This is a genomic window from Umezawaea beigongshangensis (assembly GCF_016464305.1).
In the GTDB taxonomy this organism is placed as follows: Bacteria; Actinomycetota; Actinomycetes; order Mycobacteriales; family Pseudonocardiaceae; genus Umezawaea_A; species Umezawaea_A beigongshangensis.
The window spans coordinates 116,294-135,545 of record NZ_JAEIOJ010000009.1; the positions used below are offsets into that span (position 1 = coordinate 116,294).

Genomic DNA, 19,252 nt, shown 5'->3' on the forward strand with positions numbered 1-19,252 from the left:
GACGCGGCCGTCGCGCCAGCCTCCCGCTCTGCGGTGTCCGCGCGAGAACGCCGCGGTGGCCGCGCGCGGTGCCGAACGGGTCGCCAGAGCCGGTTGCCGTGGATAGGTTCGGGCCGTGGACCTACCAACGGCAGCACGCTCGGTCCTCGACATGGCCGATCTGGCCACTCCCATGTCCATCCGGGTCGCCGCGACGCTCGGCCTGGTGGAGCGCGCGGGGAGCGGAGCCACGGCCGAGCAACTCGCTTCCGAGACCGGGACCGCGACGTCCGCACTGCGACGCTTGCTCGATCATCTGGTCACGATCGGCGTCTTCGAACTCGATCCGCGGTCCGGCCGCTACCGCCCCACGCAGCTCGGAGTCCAGATGAGCGGGGACGCCCCGGCGGGGATCAAGCCCCTGCTCGACATCAACAGCGCCGGCGGACGCGCCGAACTCGCCTTCGTCGACCTCCTCCAGACGGTCACCACCGGCGCTCCCGCCTACCCGCACCGGTACGGGCGCGACTTCTGGGCAGACCTCGACGCCGAACCGGCACTGCGGCGCACGTTCGACGCCCAGATGAACTGGCGGTTCCGCGAGCAGGCGCCGCAGATCGCCCGACGCTTCGACTGGAGCCGCTTCCCCACCATCGTCGACGTGGGCGGAGGCGACGGGCCGCTGCTCGTCGAGATCCTGCGTGCCCATCCAGGCGTCAGGGGCCGGGTTCTGGACCTGGCGCCCGCAGCGGCCGCCGCCGCCGAGAGGTTCGCGGCCACCGGAATCGGCGACCGGGCGAGTGCCGCAGCCGGCAGCTTCTTCGATCCCCTGCCCGCAGGCGCCGACGCCTACCTGCTGTCCGACGTCCTGCACGACCGGGACGACGAACACGCCCGCCTGATCCTGGCCGGGTACCGCCGGGCCGCCGCGCCGGAGGACGGCACCGTGGTCGTCGTCGAGCCGGTGCGCGGCCAGGGCGTCGGCACCGCGATCAACCTGTTCGTGCTGGTGTGCTTCGGCGGCAGGGAACGCACGGTCGAGGAGCTGGCCGAGCTGGCCGCCGACTGCGGACTCGTCCTCCGCGGCTCGGCACAGGTCGCCGACGGGCGCACGGCACTGGAATTCGGGGTCGCGCCCGCGCGGTGAACCGACCCGGCCGCCGAACACGGCCCCGTCGTGCTGCCCGCCGCCGAACGCGGGCAGCACGACGGGGGACACTCACGCCGCAGGCACCGCGGAGATCTCCGCCAGGAGTTCCGTCTTCCGCTCCGGCGGCAGGAACGACGCCCGGACACCGTTCGCCGCCAACGCCGCCACCTCGGCGTGCCGCAGCCCCGACGTCGAGGCGACCGCCAGGTACTCGCCTTCGAGCGTGGCACCGAACATCGGCGGGTCGTCGGTGTTCAGGGTGACCACCACGCCGTGGCCGAGCAGCCGTCGCACCGGATGCGCCGCGATCGACGGCACCTGACCGGTCCGCACGTTCGACGTCGGGCACACCTCCAGCGCAATGGCGTGCTCCACCAGGTGGTCGAGCAGGGCCGGGTCCGTCGCCGCCGACGTGCCGTGACCGATCCGCTCGGCGCCCAGGTCCCGCACGGCCGACCACACCGTCGCGGGGCCCGTGGTCTCGCCGGCGTGCGGCACGCTGTGCAGCCCCGCCTCCCGGGCGGCGGTGAAGAACGGCGCGAACTGCGCCCGCCCCACCCCCGCCTCCGGTCCGGCGAGGCCGAACGCGACGAGCCCGTCCGGCCGTTCCCCCAACGCGAACGCCAACGTCTCCCGCCCGGCGGTGACGCCCTTCTCACCGGGGATGTCGAACACCCACGCCAGCTCGACACCGTGGTCCCGCTGTGCCTCCGCACGGCCGGACGCCAGGCCGGCGAGCAGCTCGTCGCCCGCCATGCCGTCGAGGACGTGGTTGTACGGGGTCACGGTCACCTCGGCGTACCGCACGTTCTGTCGTGCCAGCTCGCCGGCCAGCCCGGCGACGAGGACGTGGATGTCGTCGCGGTCGCGCAGCATCGACTGCACGGCCCAGTAGACCTTCAGGAAGTGGTCGAAGTCCCGGAACTCGTAGAACCGGGCCAGTTCACCCCGGTCGGTCGGCACCCCGGCCTCGGGGTGGCGCTTCGCCAGTGCCAACACGGTGTCGACGCTCGCCGATCCGACGAGGTGGACGTGCAGCTCGACCTTGGGCAGGGCACGGATGTACTCACGCAGCACGAAGAACAGCTCCCCGGGAGGAATGAGGCGGACGGAGTCAGGTGAAACGCGGTGACCAGGGAGCGGCGTCACCACGTTCTGTGTCACTGCCGTACAGCGGCAGCTTGAACTCCGGCACGAGTTCTACCGTAGCCAGCCGTGTTCCCGTGGTCCAGCACTCCCGCTGCGCTTCGCCGTTCTCGTGCTGTCCTCGCCGGTGGTGCGCTCGCCCGGCGCGGTGTTGGCGGCGTGGACGCCAGAAGGACCGTGCTCGACGCGAGAAACGCCGTCCACCGTGTGGACGGCCTCTTCGCGCCAGTCGCCGAGGACGTCGCCGATCAGGGCGGGTCGCGGCCCCCGCTGGCGTTGACGGCGCTGAACTTCCCCGTGGTCGGGACGGGCGGCACGCCGTCGGGCGGTGATCCCCCGCCACCGCGGTCGGCGACCGTGCCCCGTCCGGCGCTGCTGGACACCTCACCGGGCTGCGTGACCTCCGGGCCAGGGCGAGTTTCGAGGGCAGCACGACGGTGCAGTCGGTGAGAGGCCGCGCCCACCTCCGCAGCACGACCGGCCCGTCACCGGGGGCACGGCGCGGAGGAACCGACGAGGTCGCCGGGGAACAGCTCCCGGCGGGCGTCCACAGTGGCTCACGGGTGCGCGCGTCGGTGCTCAGATCGGTGTCCTCGCCCGGCTCCAGACCGGGTTGAGCGCGAACAGGTGCCGCTCCTCACCACCGACGACCACCGCGGCGGTGCGGTCGGCGGTGCCAGCGCCCGCTGGTCGGTCTCCGGCGCCAGCACGGCCCGCCTCGAGTCCTGCGACCGGCGCACCGCCGCGTCCAGCTCGGCGCGCGGGACGTCGACGAGTTCGCGGCGCGAGCCGGTCGGAGAGGTCCGGTCACCCTCCCGGCACACGCTGCGGCACGCCTGCACCACGCGGACCTCCACCCCGGCCTCGGAGACCGCACCTCCGTCTTCTCCACCGTCTACCGTGTGATCACGACCGTGTTCGCGCCACGAGCGATCGCGGTCCGGCTCACGGGAAGGGGGTGAGGTGTTCGGTGCGCTACCTGCCCGCGGGTGACCGACCGGGACTGTCGGCCTGGTGGGGGCCGATCTGCCTGGGCCTGGCGCTGCTGAGCTGGCTGTTCCCGGTGGGTGGCGTCGCCGTCGCCGCGGCGGCGGTGACGTGCGGCGTGCTGTCGATGGCCACGGACCGCGACTACCGCCTGGACTGGACCGCCCTGCTCGGAACTCCCATCGGCACGGCACAACTGGCGCTGTCGCTGCTGCTGGCGCTGGACGCCACGAGCCGGTGACACCACGGGTCGAACGGACCGGAGGCGAGCGGCGGGGCTCGCGGCGGGTCCGCGAGCCCCGCGAACACGACAGCCGCTGGCCGGACCTCCGCGGACCGGCGCGCAGGACGTCGAGGCGGCTCGGGGAAGAGCCCCGGAGCCGCCTCCCCGCCCCCGCCCGCGGAGCAGCAGGTCGCCGCAGGATCGGCGGTCAGCCGCCGACGTGGATGCCGGGTCGGCGATCGGGGTCCGGTTCGACGCTGCGGATGATCTCGCGGACGACGGGCGCGGTGTCACCGCGTCCCAGGATGAGGTAGCGGAACAGGTGCCCCAGGGGGTTGCCCTCGCTCCACGCGAAGTGGCAGTGCGGTCGCACACCGGTGGTGTCGCGCAGGGCGAGCAGGACGGCCGCGATGGCGTTGGGTGCGGCGGGGCTGCCGACGCGCAGCACGTGGAAGCCGTCGACGTCGACGCCCCGGACCACCAGCGCGTCGCTGAAGTCCGACGGGTCGACGACGTCGACCTCCAGGAACAGGACGTCGGCCGTGCCGGGCACGGGGTTCGTGCCGCGCTGCTCGGCCTCCTTGTCGCGGTACTCGGCGGCGTCACCGCCCTGACGGCGGTTGGCGATGACGGTCAGGGCGCCGTCGTGAGCGATGGAGTCGGTGACGAAGCGGCGAGCGGCATCGTCGAACTCGATGTGCTCCACCCGCAACTCGGTGGTGCGCGTGACGCGGGAGACCAGCGAGACGGCGATGATGCCGAGGATGAAGAAGGCGGAGATGGTGATGCCGTCGGGCTTCTCGATCACGTTCTCGACCAGGGCGTAGATCAGGATCAGGGTCAGCGCGGTGAACGCGATCGCCGCGCCGCGCTGCCGGCGTCGTGCGGCCGAGATGGTGACGGCGGCCGAGGCGGAGACCATCATGGCCAGGATGCCGGTGGCGTAGGCGCCGGCCTGGGCGTTGACGTCGGCCTGGAAGACGATCGTGACCAGGACGCAGATCGCCGTGTAGACCAGCACGACCGGTCGCACCGCGCGCGTCCAGTCCGGGGCCATGCCGTAGGCGGGCAGGTAGCGGGGCACGATGTTGATCAGCCCGGCCATCGCCGAAGCGCCGGCGAACCACAGGATGAGGATGCTGCTGATGTCGTAGGCGGTCCCGACCCACTCGCCGAGCAGTTCGTGGGCCAGGTACGCCAGCGCCCGGCCGCTGGCCTGTCCGCCGGGCTGGAACTCCTCCGCCGGGATCAGGACGGTGGTGACGAAGGTGGTGGAGAGCAGGTAGACGGACATGATCAGCGCGGCGGCGGTGAGCAGCTTGCGGGTGTTGCGGATGCGGTCGTCCAGCCGCTGCCCGGCCGTGTCGCCGTCGGCGGCCACCAGGGGCATCATGCTCACACCGGTCTCGAACCCCGACAGGCCCAGCACCAGCAGCGGGAACGCCAGGATCGCCGGGCCGACGACGCCGGCGACGCCACCGCCACCCGCGGTCAGCGCGTCCAGCCAGCGCTCCAGCGCGACGGGCCCGGAGATCACCTCCAGCACACCGGCGACCACGACCACGGCGTTGAGCAGCAGGAACACCGCGACCAGCGGGATCGCCACGCCCACGGCCTCGGAGAACCCGAGCAGGAACACCCCGCCCAGCACCAGCAGCAGCACCACGGTCACCAGCACCTCGTGACCGTGCAGCAGCGCCGGGGCGTGCGGGTTCTCCAGCGCGTGCACGGTGGCGTCTGCGGAGGACAGGGTGATGGTGATGATCCACGACGTGGCGACGAACCCCAGCAGGACCAGCACGAACAGCTTGCCGCGCCAGAACGGCAGCAGCTTCTCCAGCATCGCCACCGATCCCTGCCCGTGCGGGCTCTCCTTCGCCACCCGCCGGTACATCGGCAGCATCCCCAGCAGGGTCAGCGCGACGATCAGCAGCGTGGCCAGCGGTGAGAGGGCCCCGGCGGCCAGCGCGGCGATACCGGGCAAGTAGGACAGGGTGGAGAAGTAGTCCACACCCGTCAGGCACATGACCTTCCACCACGCCTGCGGGGTCGTGTGCTGCTCCGTGCTCTCCGGTCCCACCGGCTGCACCCGGTGCTGCAACAACCACCGTCCCAGCCGTGACGAGGGCGTGGACGGCCGAACCGGACCGTCCACCCGCGCGGGGAGCGCGAACTCCGGTGTGTCGGTCATGCAGAGTCTCCTGGTGGTGAGCACTCCGGCGGGTCCGGGGTGCGGCCGTGGCACACCGGGGCGTGCAGCGGTGGTCCGGGCCGCACCGGGTCGATCCGGCCGGACACAGCGGGCAGTCAACTTCCCCGCGAGTTCCGCTGAGGTGAAAATCGCGGCGTTCGGCGTAAAGATCGCGTCAAAACCGCTCCGCCGAGGTCGCCGTCGAACTCGATCCGCCTCCGGTTCGCCCGAAGCAGGCCGCCCGGCTCCCCCGCACAGCCCGCTCATCACCGCACCACCCGGCACCAGCCCCGAGCGGCAGCTCACGAGCGACGGTCCCGGCGGGAACGGTCACGGGGCCACGAGCGAACCGGCTCGGAATGCGCGCTCCGGCACCGCGAACGCCACCACCGCTGTGCCGGTCCGCCGACGAGCACCCTCGCGACGCCGTGTCGCGGCCGAGGAACTCGCGACGGCGGACGTCCGGCTCGCGTGCAGCTTCCGCAGCTCCGCCGCCGATCAGGGGGCGGGGTGGAGAAGTGCGAGGACCGCGCAGGACGTGGCCAAGCCCAGGCACAGCGGTGAGTAGTAGCGCCTGTCGAGCCGGGCGAACTCGGTGTCGCGACGCGACGACATCACCAGCCCGGCCGCGCCACGCAGCAGGAGCACGACCGCGACGCCTCCCGCACCCGCGGCGGGAAGCCACCGGGGTCCCGGCACGGCGACCAGATCGGCCCGCGCGGCGACCAGGTAGGCAGCCACGCAGAGCAGCGAGGCCACCGCGAGCGTCATCCCCGGCGTCGGCAGCTTGTCCACGGGGACGTCCACCACCCGGCGGGCGAAGTCCTCACGTGTGCGCAGCGGCCACGGCGAGAACGTCCACACGACGTGCAGCACGCCGACCAGCAGCAGCACCACGGCGGTGAGCAGGGCCAACACGGTCACGACGACCTCCCATCCTCCATACACCCCTGTACGGTTTTCCGTACAGTACCGTACGGAAGGTGGCGAAGCAGCGGCTCTCGAAACAGGACTGGCTCACCGCGGCGCTCACCGCCCTGGCCGAGGGCGGGGTGGGCGCCGTGGCCGTCGAGCCCCTCGCCCACCGGCTCGGTGTGACGCGCGGCAGCTTCTACTGGCACTTCGCCGATCGCAACGCCCTGCTGCGCGAGGCGCTCGAGTGGTGGGAGGCGCAGGGCACCGAGGCCGTCATCGAGCGGGTCGACGGCATCGCCGAGCCCCGTCAGCGGCTGCGAGCGCTGTTCCGCATCGCCATCACCGAGGACCCGACGAACGGGCTGGAGCCCGCGCTCGTGGCACACGCCGACGATCCGGTGGTGGCGCCCGCGCTGCACCGCGTCACCCGACGCCGCACCGCGTTCCTCGCCGAGGTGTACGCCGAACTCGGCCTTCCGGCACCGCAGGCCCGCTACCAGGCCGCGTGCGCGTACGCGGCGTACGTCGGCTGGATGCAGCTCCGGCGAGCCACCCCGACGGCACTACCGGAGATCGCCGACGACCCCGACGCCCTCACCCACTTCGTGGAGCACCTCGTGCTCGCGATCCCGGACACCACACCGCCCTGATCACGACAACGGCTCGTTCCGCCACGTGTCGCCGCGGCGGATCGGGACGGCGGAACGAGCGGTGCACCCCCTGATCGAGGAACTCCTCACCCCGGTCGACCACCTGACGGCCGAGACGTCCGCGGTCGACGTCGGCGGCTTCGAAGCGATGATCACCGTTCCCGAGCTGTCGTGGTGCCACGTCGGCCACCCCTGCCAGGTCGTCTCCGTCGGCCAGGCGATCACCGCCACGATCCTCGACGTCGACCCGGTCCGCGAACGCGTGTCGCTGTCGCTCACGGACCTGCACGACGACCCGGTACCGCTTCTGGCCGCGAAGATCGGTCAGACCGTCCTCGGTCGCGTCACCGAACTCGTGCCGTTCGGCGCGTTCGTGCGCGTGGAAGAAGCGGACCGCACGTTCGCAGGACTGGTGCACGACTCCGACCTGTTCGCCGGGCGCACCGACGATCTCCGGCGCAGCATCCAGGTCGGTCAGGCTCTCCGGGTCGCGATCGTGGACGTCGACCCGGTCGAACGGCGCACCACGCTCTCGCGTCGGCACGCCGCCCCGCAGTCCTGATCCGAGCCGTGCCCCCGACACCGGACTGATCGCCGTCGACGCCGGACTGCCCGCGTTGCGCAGCGGGGAGCAGACACGTCACCGACCCGCCGGTGCTTCTGCGACCCGGCACCAGAAGCGAGTCCGCACCTCGCGGTGTCACCCCGTGACGATGGGGACGAAGCGGCCGTAGTGGAGTTGCTGGGCGAGCAGGACGGTGGCGGTGGGTCCGTGCCGGTGTTTGGCGAGGATCAGGTCGGCTTCACCGGCCCGCGGGTCGTCTCGGTCCCAGGCGTCGGGGCGGTGGATCAGCAGGACGTGGTCGGCCACGTGGGCGATGGTTCCGGAATCGCGGAGATCGGCGAGGCTCGGCGGTGGCGGGACGGGTTGCCGGGGGCCGGGGTTGACGGACAGCTGGGCGGTGGTGACGATCGCGGTGCCGGTGTCCAGGGCGAGCCGCTTCAACCGCCGGGTGACCTCGGCGACCTCGCGTTCGCGGTTCTCGTAGGGCGTGTCGCGGCGAGCGGTGACCATGTGGAGGGAGTCGACGACGACGAGCCGCACGTCCTGATCCGCGGCCAGCGTCGTGACGGTGTCGGTCAGGGCGGTGATGTCCGGGTCGGCCAGGCGGGTGATGACGACGGACTTGTCCTGGATGGCGGTCATCCGTTTCGCCACGCGGCTCCGGTCGGCTTCGGTCAGCTGGCCCGACCGCGCGTCCGCGAGGCGAATCCTGGCCTCGGCGCTGATCAGCCGCCGGGTGATCGCCTCCGCTGTGTCGTCCAGCGACAAGTAAGCGGCGGGAACGTCGTGGCGGAAGGCCGCCCTGCGGAGGAAGTCCAGGGCCAGGGTGCTGGAACCGACGCCGGGATGAGCCCCGATCACGGTCAGCGATCCGCGCGGCAGGCCGTTCGTGACCGCGTCGAGCTCGGCGAAGCCCGTCGGGATGTCGTGCGCGGCGCCCCCGCGGCCGGCGGCGGTGTCCAACTCCTCCAGCGTCGCCCGGAGCACGTCGTCGAACTGCCCGTCCCGGTGCGACTCGACGACCTGCTCGGTGCGGGCGGCAGCAGGATCCGGGTCTGCCTCGGAAGAAGTTGTCACCCGGCCTTTATATCCACTTCCGCAGACGCGGCTCGCACAGCACTCACCTCGATCCGCCAGGCCGGTGACGTGGTGCCTCTCGTCCGTCTGCCGCTCGACGCGGTGCACCACACCACACCGACGCCGGATCGCGAGGAGCGCTCCGGGAAGGCGGCGCTGCGCGGGGTCGGCGCGCGGGTTCGCGTCCTGCCGGCACTCACCGATGTGATCGACCAGCACGAGGCTCCGGCGGTTCAACTCGGGGTTCGAAGCGACAGTGCCGATTTCGGGAGCGTCGTGGACAGCGGGTGCGCGAGAGCGACGTCGCGCACCCGGCTCGACGAGTTGAACTTTCCGGGGTCGAGCTTGCCGCTGGCGACTCGGGGCGTCAGACGATGCGCGTGACACGATCGTCGACTCGCCACCGGTCCGGTCCGCTCCCCCGCTCCGCCGACCTGGTTCCTCTCCAGGAGGTCGACACGGGTCGGCCCGGCCTCGTCGAGGTGCGGTCGCCGAGAGCGGTGCGCGCGTCCAGGCCGGTGAGGTCGCCGTACGCTGGGCGTCGAGGGCGTGGAGGTTCAGGGCCAGCCCCGCGGCCGGCACCGGCAGGACGGTCACAGCGCGGGAAGTGCCGACGGTCCGGCTCCGTTCGTCCTGGAGCCCGGACCACCCTCCTGACAGGAGTGCACGGGGAAGGACGGTGAGACGATGAGCGGACGGTCGCTCGGACGCGGGGTCTTGGACGGGGCCTTCTCGATCCTCGGTGCTCTGGAGGCCTCCGGTGCCCCTGTGCGCTGCGCCGAGATCACGCGCGCGACGGGTATACCCAAGCAGACCGTGTCCCGGTTGCTGGCACAGCTGGAGGCGCGCGGTGCCGTGGAGCGGGTCGGCGAGGGGTTCGCACTCGGCTCCGGCCTGTTCCGCCTCGGATCGCGCTGGTCCGGAGCGCAACTGGCCGCAGCGGGTCAACCCGTCCTGGCGGAGCTGCACCGACGGACGGGAGCGACCGTGCACCTCGCGGTCATGGTCGACGACGCCGTCTGCTACGTGGCCAAGCTCGTGGGGCGGGACGGGAACGTCGCCCCTTCGGAGGTCGGACGCCTTCAGCCGCCGGCCGGCAGCGCGGTCGGCAGGGTCCTCCTCGCGGGGCTCCCTCCGGAACAGCGCGGGCGCGTGCTGGCCTCCGTGACCGACCGGGAGATCGCGAAACGCGCTCGTGCGGCCCTCGACGGGTTCACCCGATCCGGCGTGGCCTTCGACCACGAAGAGGTGAGTGCCGGGCTGTGCTGCGCCGCCGCGCCCGTCGTGGCCCGCCGCGGGTCCATCACCGGGGCGCTGTCGGTGTCCGTCCCGGCGTCCCGGCCGCTGTCCCCACTGGCGGACCAGGTTCGTGCAGCCGCCAGGGCGCTCTCGCGTCTTCGCGAGGCCGTCTCACCGTGAACCGCCGTGAAGCGGGTCGACCGTCCCGTCGCAGTTCGAGCCGGCTACTGCCCCGCGTGTCCCGCTGAACGGGGCGACGGCTTCCCCAGCTGCGTCGTCGTCGGCATCCTCACGGCATGACCGGTGACGACAGCACTCACGACAGCACGGGCACGGGCACGGGCACGGGCCGGGCGAGAGTCGTTCGGGCAGGCGTGGTGCAGGCCGCTCCGGTTCCGTTCGATCCGGTGGCCACGCTGCGCGTCGTGGAGCGGTGGCTGTCCGAGGCGGCCGAGCGGAACCTGGATCTCGTGGTGTTCCCCGAGGCGTTCGTCGGCGGCTACCCCAAGGGGTCGGCGTTCGGGGGAGTCGTGGGCGACCGGACCCCCGCGGGACGGGACGAGTTCGCCCGGTACTGGAACGGCGCCGTGGAGGTGCCCGGTCCCGTCACGGACCGCTTGGGCGAACTGGCGGCCGATACCCGCACGCACCTGGTCATCGGCGTCGTCGAACGGGAGTACGGCACGCTCTACTGCACGGTCCTGTTCTTCTCCGACACGGGAGTCCTGCTCGGGAAGCGGCGCAAGCTCGTGCCCACCGGTGCCGAGCGGATGATCTGGGGGTTCGGCGACGGCTCGACCCTCGGGGTGCACGGCACCGAGCTCGGCAGACTCGGGGCCGTGATCTGCTGGGAGAACCTCATGCCCGCGCTGCGGTTGGCCATGTACGCGCAAGGCGTCGAGCTGTACTGCGCGCCGACAGCGGACAGCAGGGAAAGCCACCACGCGACCATGCGCCACATCGCCGTGGAGGGCAGGTGCTTCGTGCTGGCGGCGAACCAGTACCTGCGCACGGGGGACTTCCCCCCGGACCACCCCACGCCGTACGGCGACGACCCGGCGCAACTCGTCTCGCGGGGTGGTAGCAGCATCATCGGCCCGCTGGGCGAGGTGCTGGCCGGTCCCGTCCTGGACCAGGAGGCCCTGCTGACCGCGGACCTCGACATGGCGCTGATCCCCCGCGCTCGCTACGACTTCGACGCCGTCGGCCACTACGCGCGGCCCGACGTCTTCCGCCTCCAGGTGGACACCACGGCCCGCCGCGCCGTGCAGATCACCGGCGGGCCGAGCGCCTCCCCCTCGGGCGAACCTCCCGACACGTTCACCTCGTCGGGTGTCACGCCCGGCGACACGACCGACACGTCCGTCCTCCTTCACGGGTGGTCCGGCCCCCTCGGACACCGCTCATGAGCGCACAGCCCGTCACCGTCCCCACCTTGCGGGACATCGAGCGCGCGGCCGTGCGGATTCGCGACGTGGTGCGCCGCACACCCGTGATCCGGGTGGCGGCCGGGGAGTTGGACGTGCCCGTCCCCGTCGTCGTGAAGCTGGAACTCCTCCAGCACACCGGCTCCTTCAAGGTCCGCGGCGCGTCCAACGCGCTCGCCCTCCTGCGCACCGCGGAACGCGGCGCCCCGACCGCCGGCGTCTGCTGCGCGTCGGGGGGCAACCACGGGGCCGCCGTGGCCTGGGCGGCGCGCGAAGCTGGCCTGCCGGCCACCGTGTTCGTGCCCGACTTCTCCCCCGAGGTCAAGACCGACGTCGTCGAAACCCTCGGCGCACGCCTGCGCCGCGTCGAAGGCTTCTACGCCGACGCACTGGCGGCCAGCCAGGACCACGCCCGGCGCGAGGGCGCCGTCCACGTCGACGCCTACGACGACCCGCAGACGGTGGCGGGGCAGGGCACGCTCGGCCTGGAACTCGCCGAGCAGGTACCGGAGGGGCAGCCCGTGCTGGTCGGGTGCGGCGGAGGAGGCCTGTACGCGGGGGTCGCCCTGGCGCTGGACGGACGCAACCGCGTGATCGCAGCCGAACCGTCCTCGGCGCCCTCGCTCACAGCAGCGCTGGAGGCGGGAGAACCGGTGGACGTGGAAGTCGGCGGCATCGCCGTGGACAGCTTGGGCGCTCGCCGAGCGGGGCGCATAGCCACCGCTGTCGGCCTCTCGCTCGGAACGAAGACCCTCACCGTCGCCGACGAGGACATCGCCGCCGCCCGCGCACTCCTGTGGCAGCGGCTGCGCGTCGTGGCAGAGCCCGGCGGAGCCACCGCCCTCGCCGCGCTGCTCGCCCACCCCGAACGCTTCCCGGACGGGGCCACCGTCGTCGTCTCAGGAGCCAACGCAGCACCCTCGTCACCCACCGGCTTCTGAGGAGCCGCTGTCCTGCGGGATCTGCGCGACGTCCGGCTCCCGGCCACGGCGGAGGAGCCGGAGCAGGTCGAGACCGGCGCCGTCGCGGGATTCGTGCCGCGGAGGGGGTCCCCGGAGGCGGAAGCCCGCACGGACCTCCCGCGGCGGTGGTCGCGCACCCTCCGACGCCGGGGTGCGCTCGGCCCGCCTCACGAACCGGTGCCGCGCCGCGCAGCAGTGGAGTCGTCGCACGACCCGTTGGCGTCCGGGTCCTCGCTCTGCCGCCGCATCCCGCAGCGCGCTCCGCCCAGCCACCCCGAGACTCACCGGCGCCACTGCCGGTACCGTTGTCCTGATCACGGACCGCCCGCGGTCGTGGTGCTGTCGCGCGGTACCCGCGACTCAGCCGATCCCGGGGCGATCGGTGACGTCACCCGCCCCACCCCCGGAAGGTCGCCGAGTGCTCGACACCGCCGACTCGTGGTCGACCACCACCGGTTCCGCGGTGAGGGTCGCACCGCTCGGTGCGCGCCGCACCGCAACCGCGGCGAACCGCACCCGCACCAGCGGCGCCGTCCAGCGCCGGCAAGCCAGCTCCAGCGGCTGGACCGCACGCGCCGCCGACGTCGGTGGACGAGACCGGAAGGACGCACACCCGTGATCTCAGCACCGGAGCAGGCCGTCGTCCTGATCACCGGGATTCAAGCGGCCGGGAAGTCGACCACCGCACAGCTGCTGGCCGAACGCCTGCCGCGCTCGGTGCACCTGCGAGGTGACCTGTTCCGGCGGATGGTGGTCAACGGCAGAGCGGACATGACTCCCGAACCGTCCGAGGAGGCGGTGCGGCAACTGCGCCTGCGCTACCGGCTGACCGCGGCCGCAGCCGACGACTACTTCCGGGAGGGGTTCACCGTCATCGCCCAGGACGTCGTCCTCGGCGAGCACCTCACCGACGTGGTCCAGATGATCCAGCAGCGGCCGCTGCTGGTCGTGGTGCTCGCCCCGCGGGTCAGCGCCATCGCCGCCAGGGAGGCCGGGCGGGGGAAGAACGCCTACGGCGAATGGACGATCAACCTCCTCGACCGCGGCCTGCGCCACGACACACCACGCCTCGGCCTCTGGCTCGACACCTCCGACCAGACCCCGGAGGACACCGTGGAAGAGATCATCGACCGCGCGTGGACCGAGGCCCGCGTTCCCTGAACGAGCGAGAGCTCCACCTGTCGCAGGACGGCCCCGGCACCGGGGACCGGGGCCACCGCGGATGAACACGCCGTCGTCGACCGCGCTCGTGTCCACCCATGCCGCGGGATCGACGAGGATCTTTCGGGACGTGCCGTCCGCTGCCCGGTCGGGTCGAGCGCCGTGCTCGTCAACCGGGACGTTCGACGACGCGTAGTCGGCTGCGGCCAGCAGGACCACCCGGGTGTGGAAGCGCGGAGTCGCAGTCCCACCACGATCGCGAGGAGCGGGAGCGAGCGCGGCGTGCGCCCGGCAAGATCTCGGTCCTCCGGTGTTCCGCCGGTCCTGCCCAGCAGCACGCCGCACGGCCGTTCCTCGGCCCCGCCCTCGTCCACCAGCCCGATCGCTCCCACTCCCCGTCCGTCACCTCCGGACGCGCTGGTCCGACGCGCGCGGCGCTGCGAGTTCGGCCGTCTGCCGCCGTTCCAGCCGCAGCCGGGCGTTGGAGACCAGCGCGATCGCGACAGCGACGGAGACGACGGAGATCCGCGCCCACAGGGGGACGTCGAAAGCGGCCAGCACGACCCCCAGATCCAGGTACAGCACACCCTCGACCACAGCCAGAGCTCTGCTCACCCGATCGACCCCACTGCGCCGGAGAGGAGTGCGACCAGGACCACGAGCGGGCGCGGGCGGCTGCGCTGTCACCTCGCCGACGACGCTCTGGACCGGACGGGCCGTCGTCGTGTTCGCGGCTCTCGTCCTCGCCGCAGCACGGCAGGGGCCGACGTGGAACTCGGCGGCGGCTGCCCACCCCGCTGGACCTCTTCCGCACCCGTCCGTCTCCGATCCGGCGCCGTGCCGACGCATCGTCGGGTCAGTCGTGATCAGCCAGGTGGATTCCCAGGTCGGTGCGGCCGGGCATCAGGTCCTCCCGCAGCGCGCGCGTGTTGCCGTAGTCGCCGTCGCGCAGCCGCCGGAACCTCCGGGCGGGTTCGGCGGCGACACCGCCGAGTCTGGTGACCAGACGCTCGACCTGGTGCTCGACGCCGTCGAGCCCCAGCGCGTCGGCGTCGTGGACCACGTGCAGGTCCAGAGCTTCGATCCCGACGTACCACAGGATGCCGTGGGTGAGGGGGAAGAGCAGGGAATCGAGGTCGCCGCTGATGCCGCGCCGTCCGACGGAGCGCTCGTCCTCACCGGCGGTGACCACGATCAGCGCCTTGCGCCCGACCAGTCCGCCGTCGCCGTACCGGCGGGGCACGCCGAGTTCGGGGTCGAGGTCGCCGTAGGCGAACCCGTTGGTCAGCACCCGGTCGAACCACCCCTTGAGGATCGCCGGCGGTCCGTACCACCACAGCGGGAACTGCAGGACGAGCAGCTCCGCCGCCGCGAGCTTGGCCTGCTCCTCACGGACGTCGGCCGGCAGCTGCCCGCGGGCGTGGGCCTCCCCGGCCAGGTCGGCGATGCTCCCCTCGCGTCCCGACGGTTCCCCCAGGTCGCGTTCGGACAGCACGGGGTCGAAGCCCTGGGCCCAGAGGTCCGAGACCGCCACCTCGTACTGCTGCGACAACGCCTTGGTCCCGGCCTGCAGGAGGCGGTCGTTCAACGATCCCCGACGCGGGTGCGCGTACACCCACAGAGCGGTGCCGGGCTCCGGCGGATGAACGATGGTCATACGTCACCTCTGCGTGAAGAGCGCTTGCGTGTCACAGCTCCAGTGAAGCGACGAACAACGAGACGCGGAATGGTCCACGCTCTCGATCCGATGTGCGATCGTCCGAAGATCGCGGCACGGACGCCCTCCGCCGGGCAGGACGTGCGGCGAGTCACCCACCCCGCCGCAGGCGGTCGCCGGCGTGCGAGCACCTCCGCCCGCGGTGCCGGCACCTCCTGCCTCGGGCCGATCCGGCGGGGCGGGGCTCTCGTATCATCAGCGGGTGCAGGACGTTCTCCGCTCCACGTGGGGTGAACCGCGGCCCCACCGGCCGCCGCGGCAGGTGTGGCGGGACCGGGCGCTCGTGGGCGTGCTCGTGGTGGCGGCGACCCTGGAAGCGGTCCTCCGGACGGATCTCCCGTGGCGGGGGCTGTGGGCGGTCGTGGTGATCGGGCTGGCGCCCACGCTGCTGTGGCGCCGCACCCGGCCGCTGCTCGTCGTCGCCGTCGCCTTCGGCGTCACCGGTCTGGTCCCGCTGGTGACGGGCGACCGGGCGGAGCCGTACACGGCGGCCTTCATGCTGGTCCTGGTGTACTCGGTGGTCAGGTGGGGCTCCGGCCGCGAAGCCGTCACCGGCCTGGTGATCGTGGTCGGCGCCGCGTCTCTCTCCCTGGCCCTCCGCCAGGCCGTTCTCGCCGACGCGATCGGCGGGGCGGCCGTGGTGTTCTCGGCCGTGGCCCTCGGTGCGGCGCTGCGGTACCGGGCCCGGTCGCGGACCCGCGAACTGGCTCAGGTCAAGCTGCTGGAACGGGAACGGCTGGCCCGCGACCTGCACGACACCGTCGCCCACCACGTCTCGGCGATCGCGATCCGCGCCCAGGCCGGTCTCGCGACGTCGGTGTCGCAGCCGGACGCCGCGGCCGACGCGCTGCGCCTGATCGAGGCCGAGGCGTCGCGCGCCCTGGCCGAGATGCGAGCGATGGTGCGCGTCCTGCGACGCGACGACCTCGTCGACCTCGTCGACCTGGAGCCCAGCCCGCGCATCGCCGACCTCGGGCAGCTCTCGGCCAGGGCCCGCACCGGCCCGTCGGTCGAGGTGAGCCTCTCCGGCGACGTGGACGACGTCCACCCGTCGATCGGCGCCGCGACCTACCGCCTGGCCCAGGAGGCGGTCACCAACGCGCGGCGGCACGCCCGGCACGCCACCCTCATCGAGGTCCGCGTCGCCGCTGACGACACGTCGGTGCACCTGCGCGTGAGCGACGACGGCGAGGGTTCCGCCCGCCGGACGACCCCACCGGGGTACGGACTCATCGGCATGTTCGAGCGCGTCGACCTGCTCGGAGGCACCTGCGCGGCGGGCCCCGGTCGTGATCGGGGCTGGACCGTGACGGCCACCCTGCCCAGGACGGGGTCCGCGCTGTGAGCGTCCGGGTGGTCGTCGCCGACGACCAGGAGATCGTCCGCACCGGGCTCACGATGATCCTCGACGCCCAGCCTGGCATCGAGGTCGTCGGCGCGGCGGCCGACGGGGGACGCGCCGTGGAGCTCGCCCGGAGCCTGCGCCCGGACGTGTGCCTGTTCGACATCCGCATGCCGGGGGTCGACGGCATCGAGGCCACCCGGCTCCTGGCCGGACCGGACGTGGCCGACCCCCTGGCGGTCGTCGTCATCACCACGTTCGACCTGGACGAGTACGTCTACGCCGCGCTCAGGGCCGGTGCTCTGGGCTTCCTGCTCAAGGACGCGGGGCCCGCGCTGCTCGCCCAGGCCGTCCGGGCCGCCGCCGACGGCGACGCGCTCATCGCCCCGAACGTCACCGCACGGCTGCTCAGGACCTTCGCCGCCGCCGGTCCCTCGGCACCGCCCGCGCAACCCGTCGAACCGCTCACGGACCGCGAGGAGCAGGTCCTCGTCACCGTGGCACGGGGGCGGACCAACAGCGAGATCGCCGACGAGCTGCACATCACCCTGAGCACGGTCAAGACGCACGTCGCGAGCCTGATGGCCAAGCTGGGGGTCCGGAACCGGGTCGAGATCGCCATGTGGGCCCACGAGACCCGGCGCGTCGGGAGCGGGTCCGGCCGTCACAGGCGGTGACGCACGACCGGGCGCCGACCGAAAGTACGAGTCGCCACCCGTCCGGGAGAACGGCTCGGCTCCGGCCCTTCTCCCGATGACCGCCACGGCGTCGGTGACGAGACTCGGACCACGACGCCGGACACGGCGTCGTGGCGCCGACCTCCCGCCGACGGGCGGCCGGGACGACGAAGGGCCTCCGCCATGACCTCCTCCTCCACCAGGGCCGACCGGCTCGTGCCCACCGCGCTGATCGCGCTCACCCTCGTCCCGGCGCTCGGCGGGGCCGTCCGCCTCGCCGACCTGGCGGGCGGTGAGGCCACCCCGGAGAGCGCGAGGTTCTTCGCCGCGCCCCTGCCGGTGGTGCTGCACATCGTCAGCGCCGTCCTGTACTGCCTCGTGGGCGCCTTCCAGTTCGCGCCGGGGTTCCGCCGCCGCAACCCCGGCAGGCACCGCGCCCTCGGCCGCGTCCTGGTGCCGGCCGGTCTCGTGATGGGCCTGTCGGGGTTGTGGATGACGCTGTTCTACCCCTACCCGGAGGGTGACGGCGACCTGCTCGCCGCCTTCCGGCTGGTGTTCGGTGCCGCCACGGTGCTGGCCATCGTCCTCGGCCTCACCGCGATCCGGCGACGCGACGTCGTCCGGCACCGTGCGTGGATGATCCGGGGTTACGCGATCGCCCAGGGCGCGGGCACGCAGGCGCTGGTCACGTCGGCGTGGGTGGTGCTCGTCGGCCCTGCCGCCGGGTTGACCCGGACACTGCTGCTGGGAGCGGGCTGGGTGATCAACGTGGCCGTCGCGGAGTGGCTGGTCCGGCGACGGCGGTCCGGTTCCGCGCGCACCGCCGGTGTCACCGGCCGCCGGTCCGGTGCGCCGCAGGAGGTCGGTCGACGGTTCTGACCACCGGTGAGGCCAGGAGGAGGACGGCGCCGTGCCGATCACCACGACGGCCGTCGACACGATCGTCCCGAGGTCGACGTCGGACGTCGGGTTCGCGAACCGGATCACGACCGCGGGAGTTCACCCGAGTTCGACGTCTGCCGAACGCGTGTCCCGCACGGGAGCAGGGACCCCGAACGATGTTCGGCGCACCGCGCTGCCGGCCGCTTCCGCCCGAACGAGGTTCTGCGGCGCGCGACCACGGCGGTGTCGGGTGGTTCGCTGCGTCCTCGACACCGTCGACGCTCGACCCGAATTAGAGTGATCTCGTGAACGACCCGGTGGTCGGCCGTCTGGAGACGAAGATCGTCGTCATCCTGGCGGAGGGGCTCGGCGCCGCGGAGGCGGCCAACGCCGCGGCGGTGCTGGCGCTCAGCGCCAGCGCGGAGAGCTCCGACCTGGGCCCGGCGGGGATCGACGCCCACGGCGTCGACCACGGGCGGATCGACCGCCACCCCGTGCCCGTCCTCGTGAGCGACCAGGCCACCCTGGCGAGGGTGCACGCCGAGAGCACGCAGGGGGACGAGCCCCTGCACGTCGTGGCGTTCACCGAGGTGGCGAGACGGGCGCGCGACTACGACGCGTACCTCGCCGACCTGCGCACGACCGCTCCCGAGGACAACTCCTACGTGGGCCTGCTCCTGCGCGGCCCGCGACGCCGCGTCACCCGCGTCACCAGGCGTCTGCGGCTCTACGACGGGACCGGTGCCGCACCGGCGTAGACGGACCGCGCAGACGCCCCTCCCCCGCGCACCCGCGCCGGACTCCGGCCGAGACCGCCGAGCTGTCCACCGGTTCGTCGCTCGTGGAGACGGGGATCTGCGGTCAGCCGGTGGCGCACCACGCGACGACCCCGGCCAGGAGCGCGCTGACGGAGAGGTCGAACTCGGTGAGCACGACGCCGTGGCCCCGCAGCGGGTCGACGA

General features: G+C 72.8%; 20 protein-coding genes. 13 read left to right on the plus strand and 7 right to left on the minus strand.

What is annotated here, in order from left to right; translation table 11 throughout:
• The first annotated feature begins 151 nt into the window (after nucleotides 1–151).
• Complete coding sequence (locus IMZ35_RS21940; RefSeq protein ID WP_199443188.1) at nucleotides 152–1,126, plus strand: methyltransferase; 975 nt, start codon at nucleotides 152–154, stop codon at nucleotides 1,124–1,126.
• Between the two features lie 72 nt (nucleotides 1,127–1,198).
• Here the strand turns inward: IMZ35_RS21940 and add are convergent, their stop codons facing one another.
• Both add and IMZ35_RS31505 read right to left on the minus strand, forming a co-directional pair.
• A complete protein-coding gene (add, locus tag IMZ35_RS21945; protein WP_199443189.1) occupies nucleotides 1,199–2,203 on the minus strand; it encodes an adenosine deaminase in 1,005 nt (334 codons plus the stop codon).
• A gap of 320 nt (nucleotides 2,204–2,523) precedes the next feature.
• A complete protein-coding gene (locus tag IMZ35_RS31505) occupies nucleotides 2,524–2,658 on the minus strand; it encodes a hypothetical protein (protein ID WP_267877214.1) in 135 nt (44 codons plus the stop codon).
• Nucleotides 2,659–3,245: 587 nt separating this feature from the next.
• Between IMZ35_RS31505 and IMZ35_RS21950 the strand changes: the two genes are divergently transcribed.
• Complete coding sequence (locus IMZ35_RS21950; protein WP_199443037.1) at nucleotides 3,246–3,503, plus strand: hypothetical protein; 258 nt, start codon at nucleotides 3,246–3,248, stop codon at nucleotides 3,501–3,503.
• 190 nt (nucleotides 3,504–3,693) lie between these two features.
• Here IMZ35_RS21950 and IMZ35_RS21955 read toward each other — a convergent pair whose 3' ends face one another.
• Together IMZ35_RS21955 and IMZ35_RS21960 are read right to left on the minus strand one after the other, a co-directional pair.
• Entirely contained in the window at nucleotides 3,694–5,676 is a 1,983-nt protein-coding gene (locus IMZ35_RS21955; protein ID WP_199443038.1) for an amino acid transporter, read from the minus strand.
• Nucleotides 5,677–6,174: 498 nt separating this feature from the next.
• Nucleotides 6,175–6,600, minus strand: coding sequence for a DUF3995 domain-containing protein (locus IMZ35_RS21960; protein ID WP_199443039.1), 426 nt, complete (start codon nucleotides 6,598–6,600; stop codon nucleotides 6,175–6,177).
• A gap of 59 nt (nucleotides 6,601–6,659) precedes the next feature.
• Here IMZ35_RS21960 and IMZ35_RS21965 point away from each other — a divergent pair, with 59 nt between their 5' ends.
• Entirely contained in the window at nucleotides 6,660–7,241 is a 582-nt protein-coding gene (locus IMZ35_RS21965) for a TetR/AcrR family transcriptional regulator (RefSeq protein WP_199443040.1), read from the plus strand.
• 61 nt (nucleotides 7,242–7,302) lie between these two features.
• Nucleotides 7,303–7,803, plus strand: coding sequence for a S1 RNA-binding domain-containing protein (locus IMZ35_RS21970; protein WP_199443041.1), 501 nt, complete (start codon nucleotides 7,303–7,305; stop codon nucleotides 7,801–7,803).
• A gap of 138 nt (nucleotides 7,804–7,941) precedes the next feature.
• Here IMZ35_RS21970 and IMZ35_RS21975 read toward each other — a convergent pair whose 3' ends face one another.
• Nucleotides 7,942–8,883 (minus strand): DnaB-like helicase C-terminal domain-containing protein, encoded by a 942-nt coding sequence (locus tag IMZ35_RS21975; RefSeq protein ID WP_199443042.1) that lies wholly within the window; start codon nucleotides 8,881–8,883, stop codon nucleotides 7,942–7,944.
• 69 nt (nucleotides 8,884–8,952) lie between these two features.
• On the opposite strand from IMZ35_RS21975, the gene IMZ35_RS21980 reads away from it, so the two are divergent.
• The 5 genes from IMZ35_RS21980 to IMZ35_RS22000 all read left to right on the plus strand — a co-directional run bounded on the left by IMZ35_RS21980 (nucleotide 8,953) and on the right by IMZ35_RS22000 (nucleotide 13,672).
• Nucleotides 8,953–9,267, plus strand: coding sequence for a hypothetical protein (locus IMZ35_RS21980; RefSeq protein WP_199443043.1), 315 nt, complete (start codon nucleotides 8,953–8,955; stop codon nucleotides 9,265–9,267).
• 303 nt (nucleotides 9,268–9,570) lie between these two features.
• Nucleotides 9,571–10,302, plus strand: a complete 732-nt coding sequence (locus IMZ35_RS21985) for an IclR family transcriptional regulator (protein ID WP_199443044.1) — start codon at nucleotides 9,571–9,573, stop codon at nucleotides 10,300–10,302.
• A gap of 116 nt (nucleotides 10,303–10,418) precedes the next feature.
• Nucleotides 10,419–11,531, plus strand: a complete 1,113-nt coding sequence (locus IMZ35_RS21990; protein ID WP_199443045.1) for a carbon-nitrogen hydrolase family protein — start codon at nucleotides 10,419–10,421, stop codon at nucleotides 11,529–11,531.
• Nucleotides 11,528–12,490 (plus strand): serine/threonine dehydratase, encoded by a 963-nt coding sequence (locus IMZ35_RS21995; RefSeq protein WP_199443046.1) that lies wholly within the window; start codon nucleotides 11,528–11,530, stop codon nucleotides 12,488–12,490. Before IMZ35_RS21990 ends, IMZ35_RS21995 begins: the two co-directional genes overlap by 4 nt.
• 636 nt (nucleotides 12,491–13,126) lie before the next feature.
• A complete protein-coding gene (locus IMZ35_RS22000) occupies nucleotides 13,127–13,672 on the plus strand; it encodes an AAA family ATPase (protein ID WP_307868566.1) in 546 nt (181 codons plus the stop codon).
• A 402-nt stretch (nucleotides 13,673–14,074) separates the two neighbouring features.
• Here IMZ35_RS22000 and IMZ35_RS22005 read toward each other — a convergent pair whose 3' ends face one another.
• Entirely contained in the window at nucleotides 14,075–14,287 is a 213-nt protein-coding gene (locus tag IMZ35_RS22005) for a hypothetical protein (RefSeq protein WP_199443047.1), read from the minus strand.
• Nucleotides 14,288–14,528: 241 nt separating this feature from the next.
• On the minus strand, nucleotides 14,529–15,329 hold the full coding sequence (locus tag IMZ35_RS22010) for an NAD(P)H-dependent oxidoreductase (RefSeq protein ID WP_199443048.1): 801 nt from the start codon (nucleotides 15,327–15,329) through the stop codon (nucleotides 14,529–14,531).
• A gap of 262 nt (nucleotides 15,330–15,591) precedes the next feature.
• On the opposite strand from IMZ35_RS22010, the gene IMZ35_RS22015 reads away from it, so the two are divergent.
• The 4 genes from IMZ35_RS22015 (at nucleotide 15,592) to IMZ35_RS22030 (ending at nucleotide 19,048) form a co-directional block, all read left to right on the plus strand.
• Entirely contained in the window at nucleotides 15,592–16,734 is a 1,143-nt protein-coding gene (locus IMZ35_RS22015) for a sensor histidine kinase (RefSeq protein WP_199443049.1), read from the plus strand.
• Nucleotides 16,731–17,408: a response regulator gene (locus tag IMZ35_RS22020; RefSeq protein ID WP_199443050.1), complete on the plus strand. Its 678-nt coding sequence runs from the start codon at nucleotides 16,731–16,733 to the stop codon at nucleotides 17,406–17,408. Before IMZ35_RS22015 ends, IMZ35_RS22020 begins: the two co-directional genes overlap by 4 nt.
• Nucleotides 17,409–17,591: 183 nt before the next feature.
• Nucleotides 17,592–18,287: a DUF2306 domain-containing protein gene (locus IMZ35_RS22025; RefSeq protein ID WP_199443051.1), complete on the plus strand. Its 696-nt coding sequence runs from the start codon at nucleotides 17,592–17,594 to the stop codon at nucleotides 18,285–18,287.
• A gap of 308 nt (nucleotides 18,288–18,595) precedes the next feature.
• Nucleotides 18,596–19,048 carry a DUF2000 family protein gene (locus IMZ35_RS22030; RefSeq protein ID WP_199443052.1) on the plus strand — a complete coding sequence of 151 codons (453 nt, stop codon included), beginning with the start codon at nucleotides 18,596–18,598 and terminating at the stop codon, nucleotides 19,046–19,048.
• The last annotated feature ends 204 nt before the right edge of the window (nucleotides 19,049–19,252 follow it).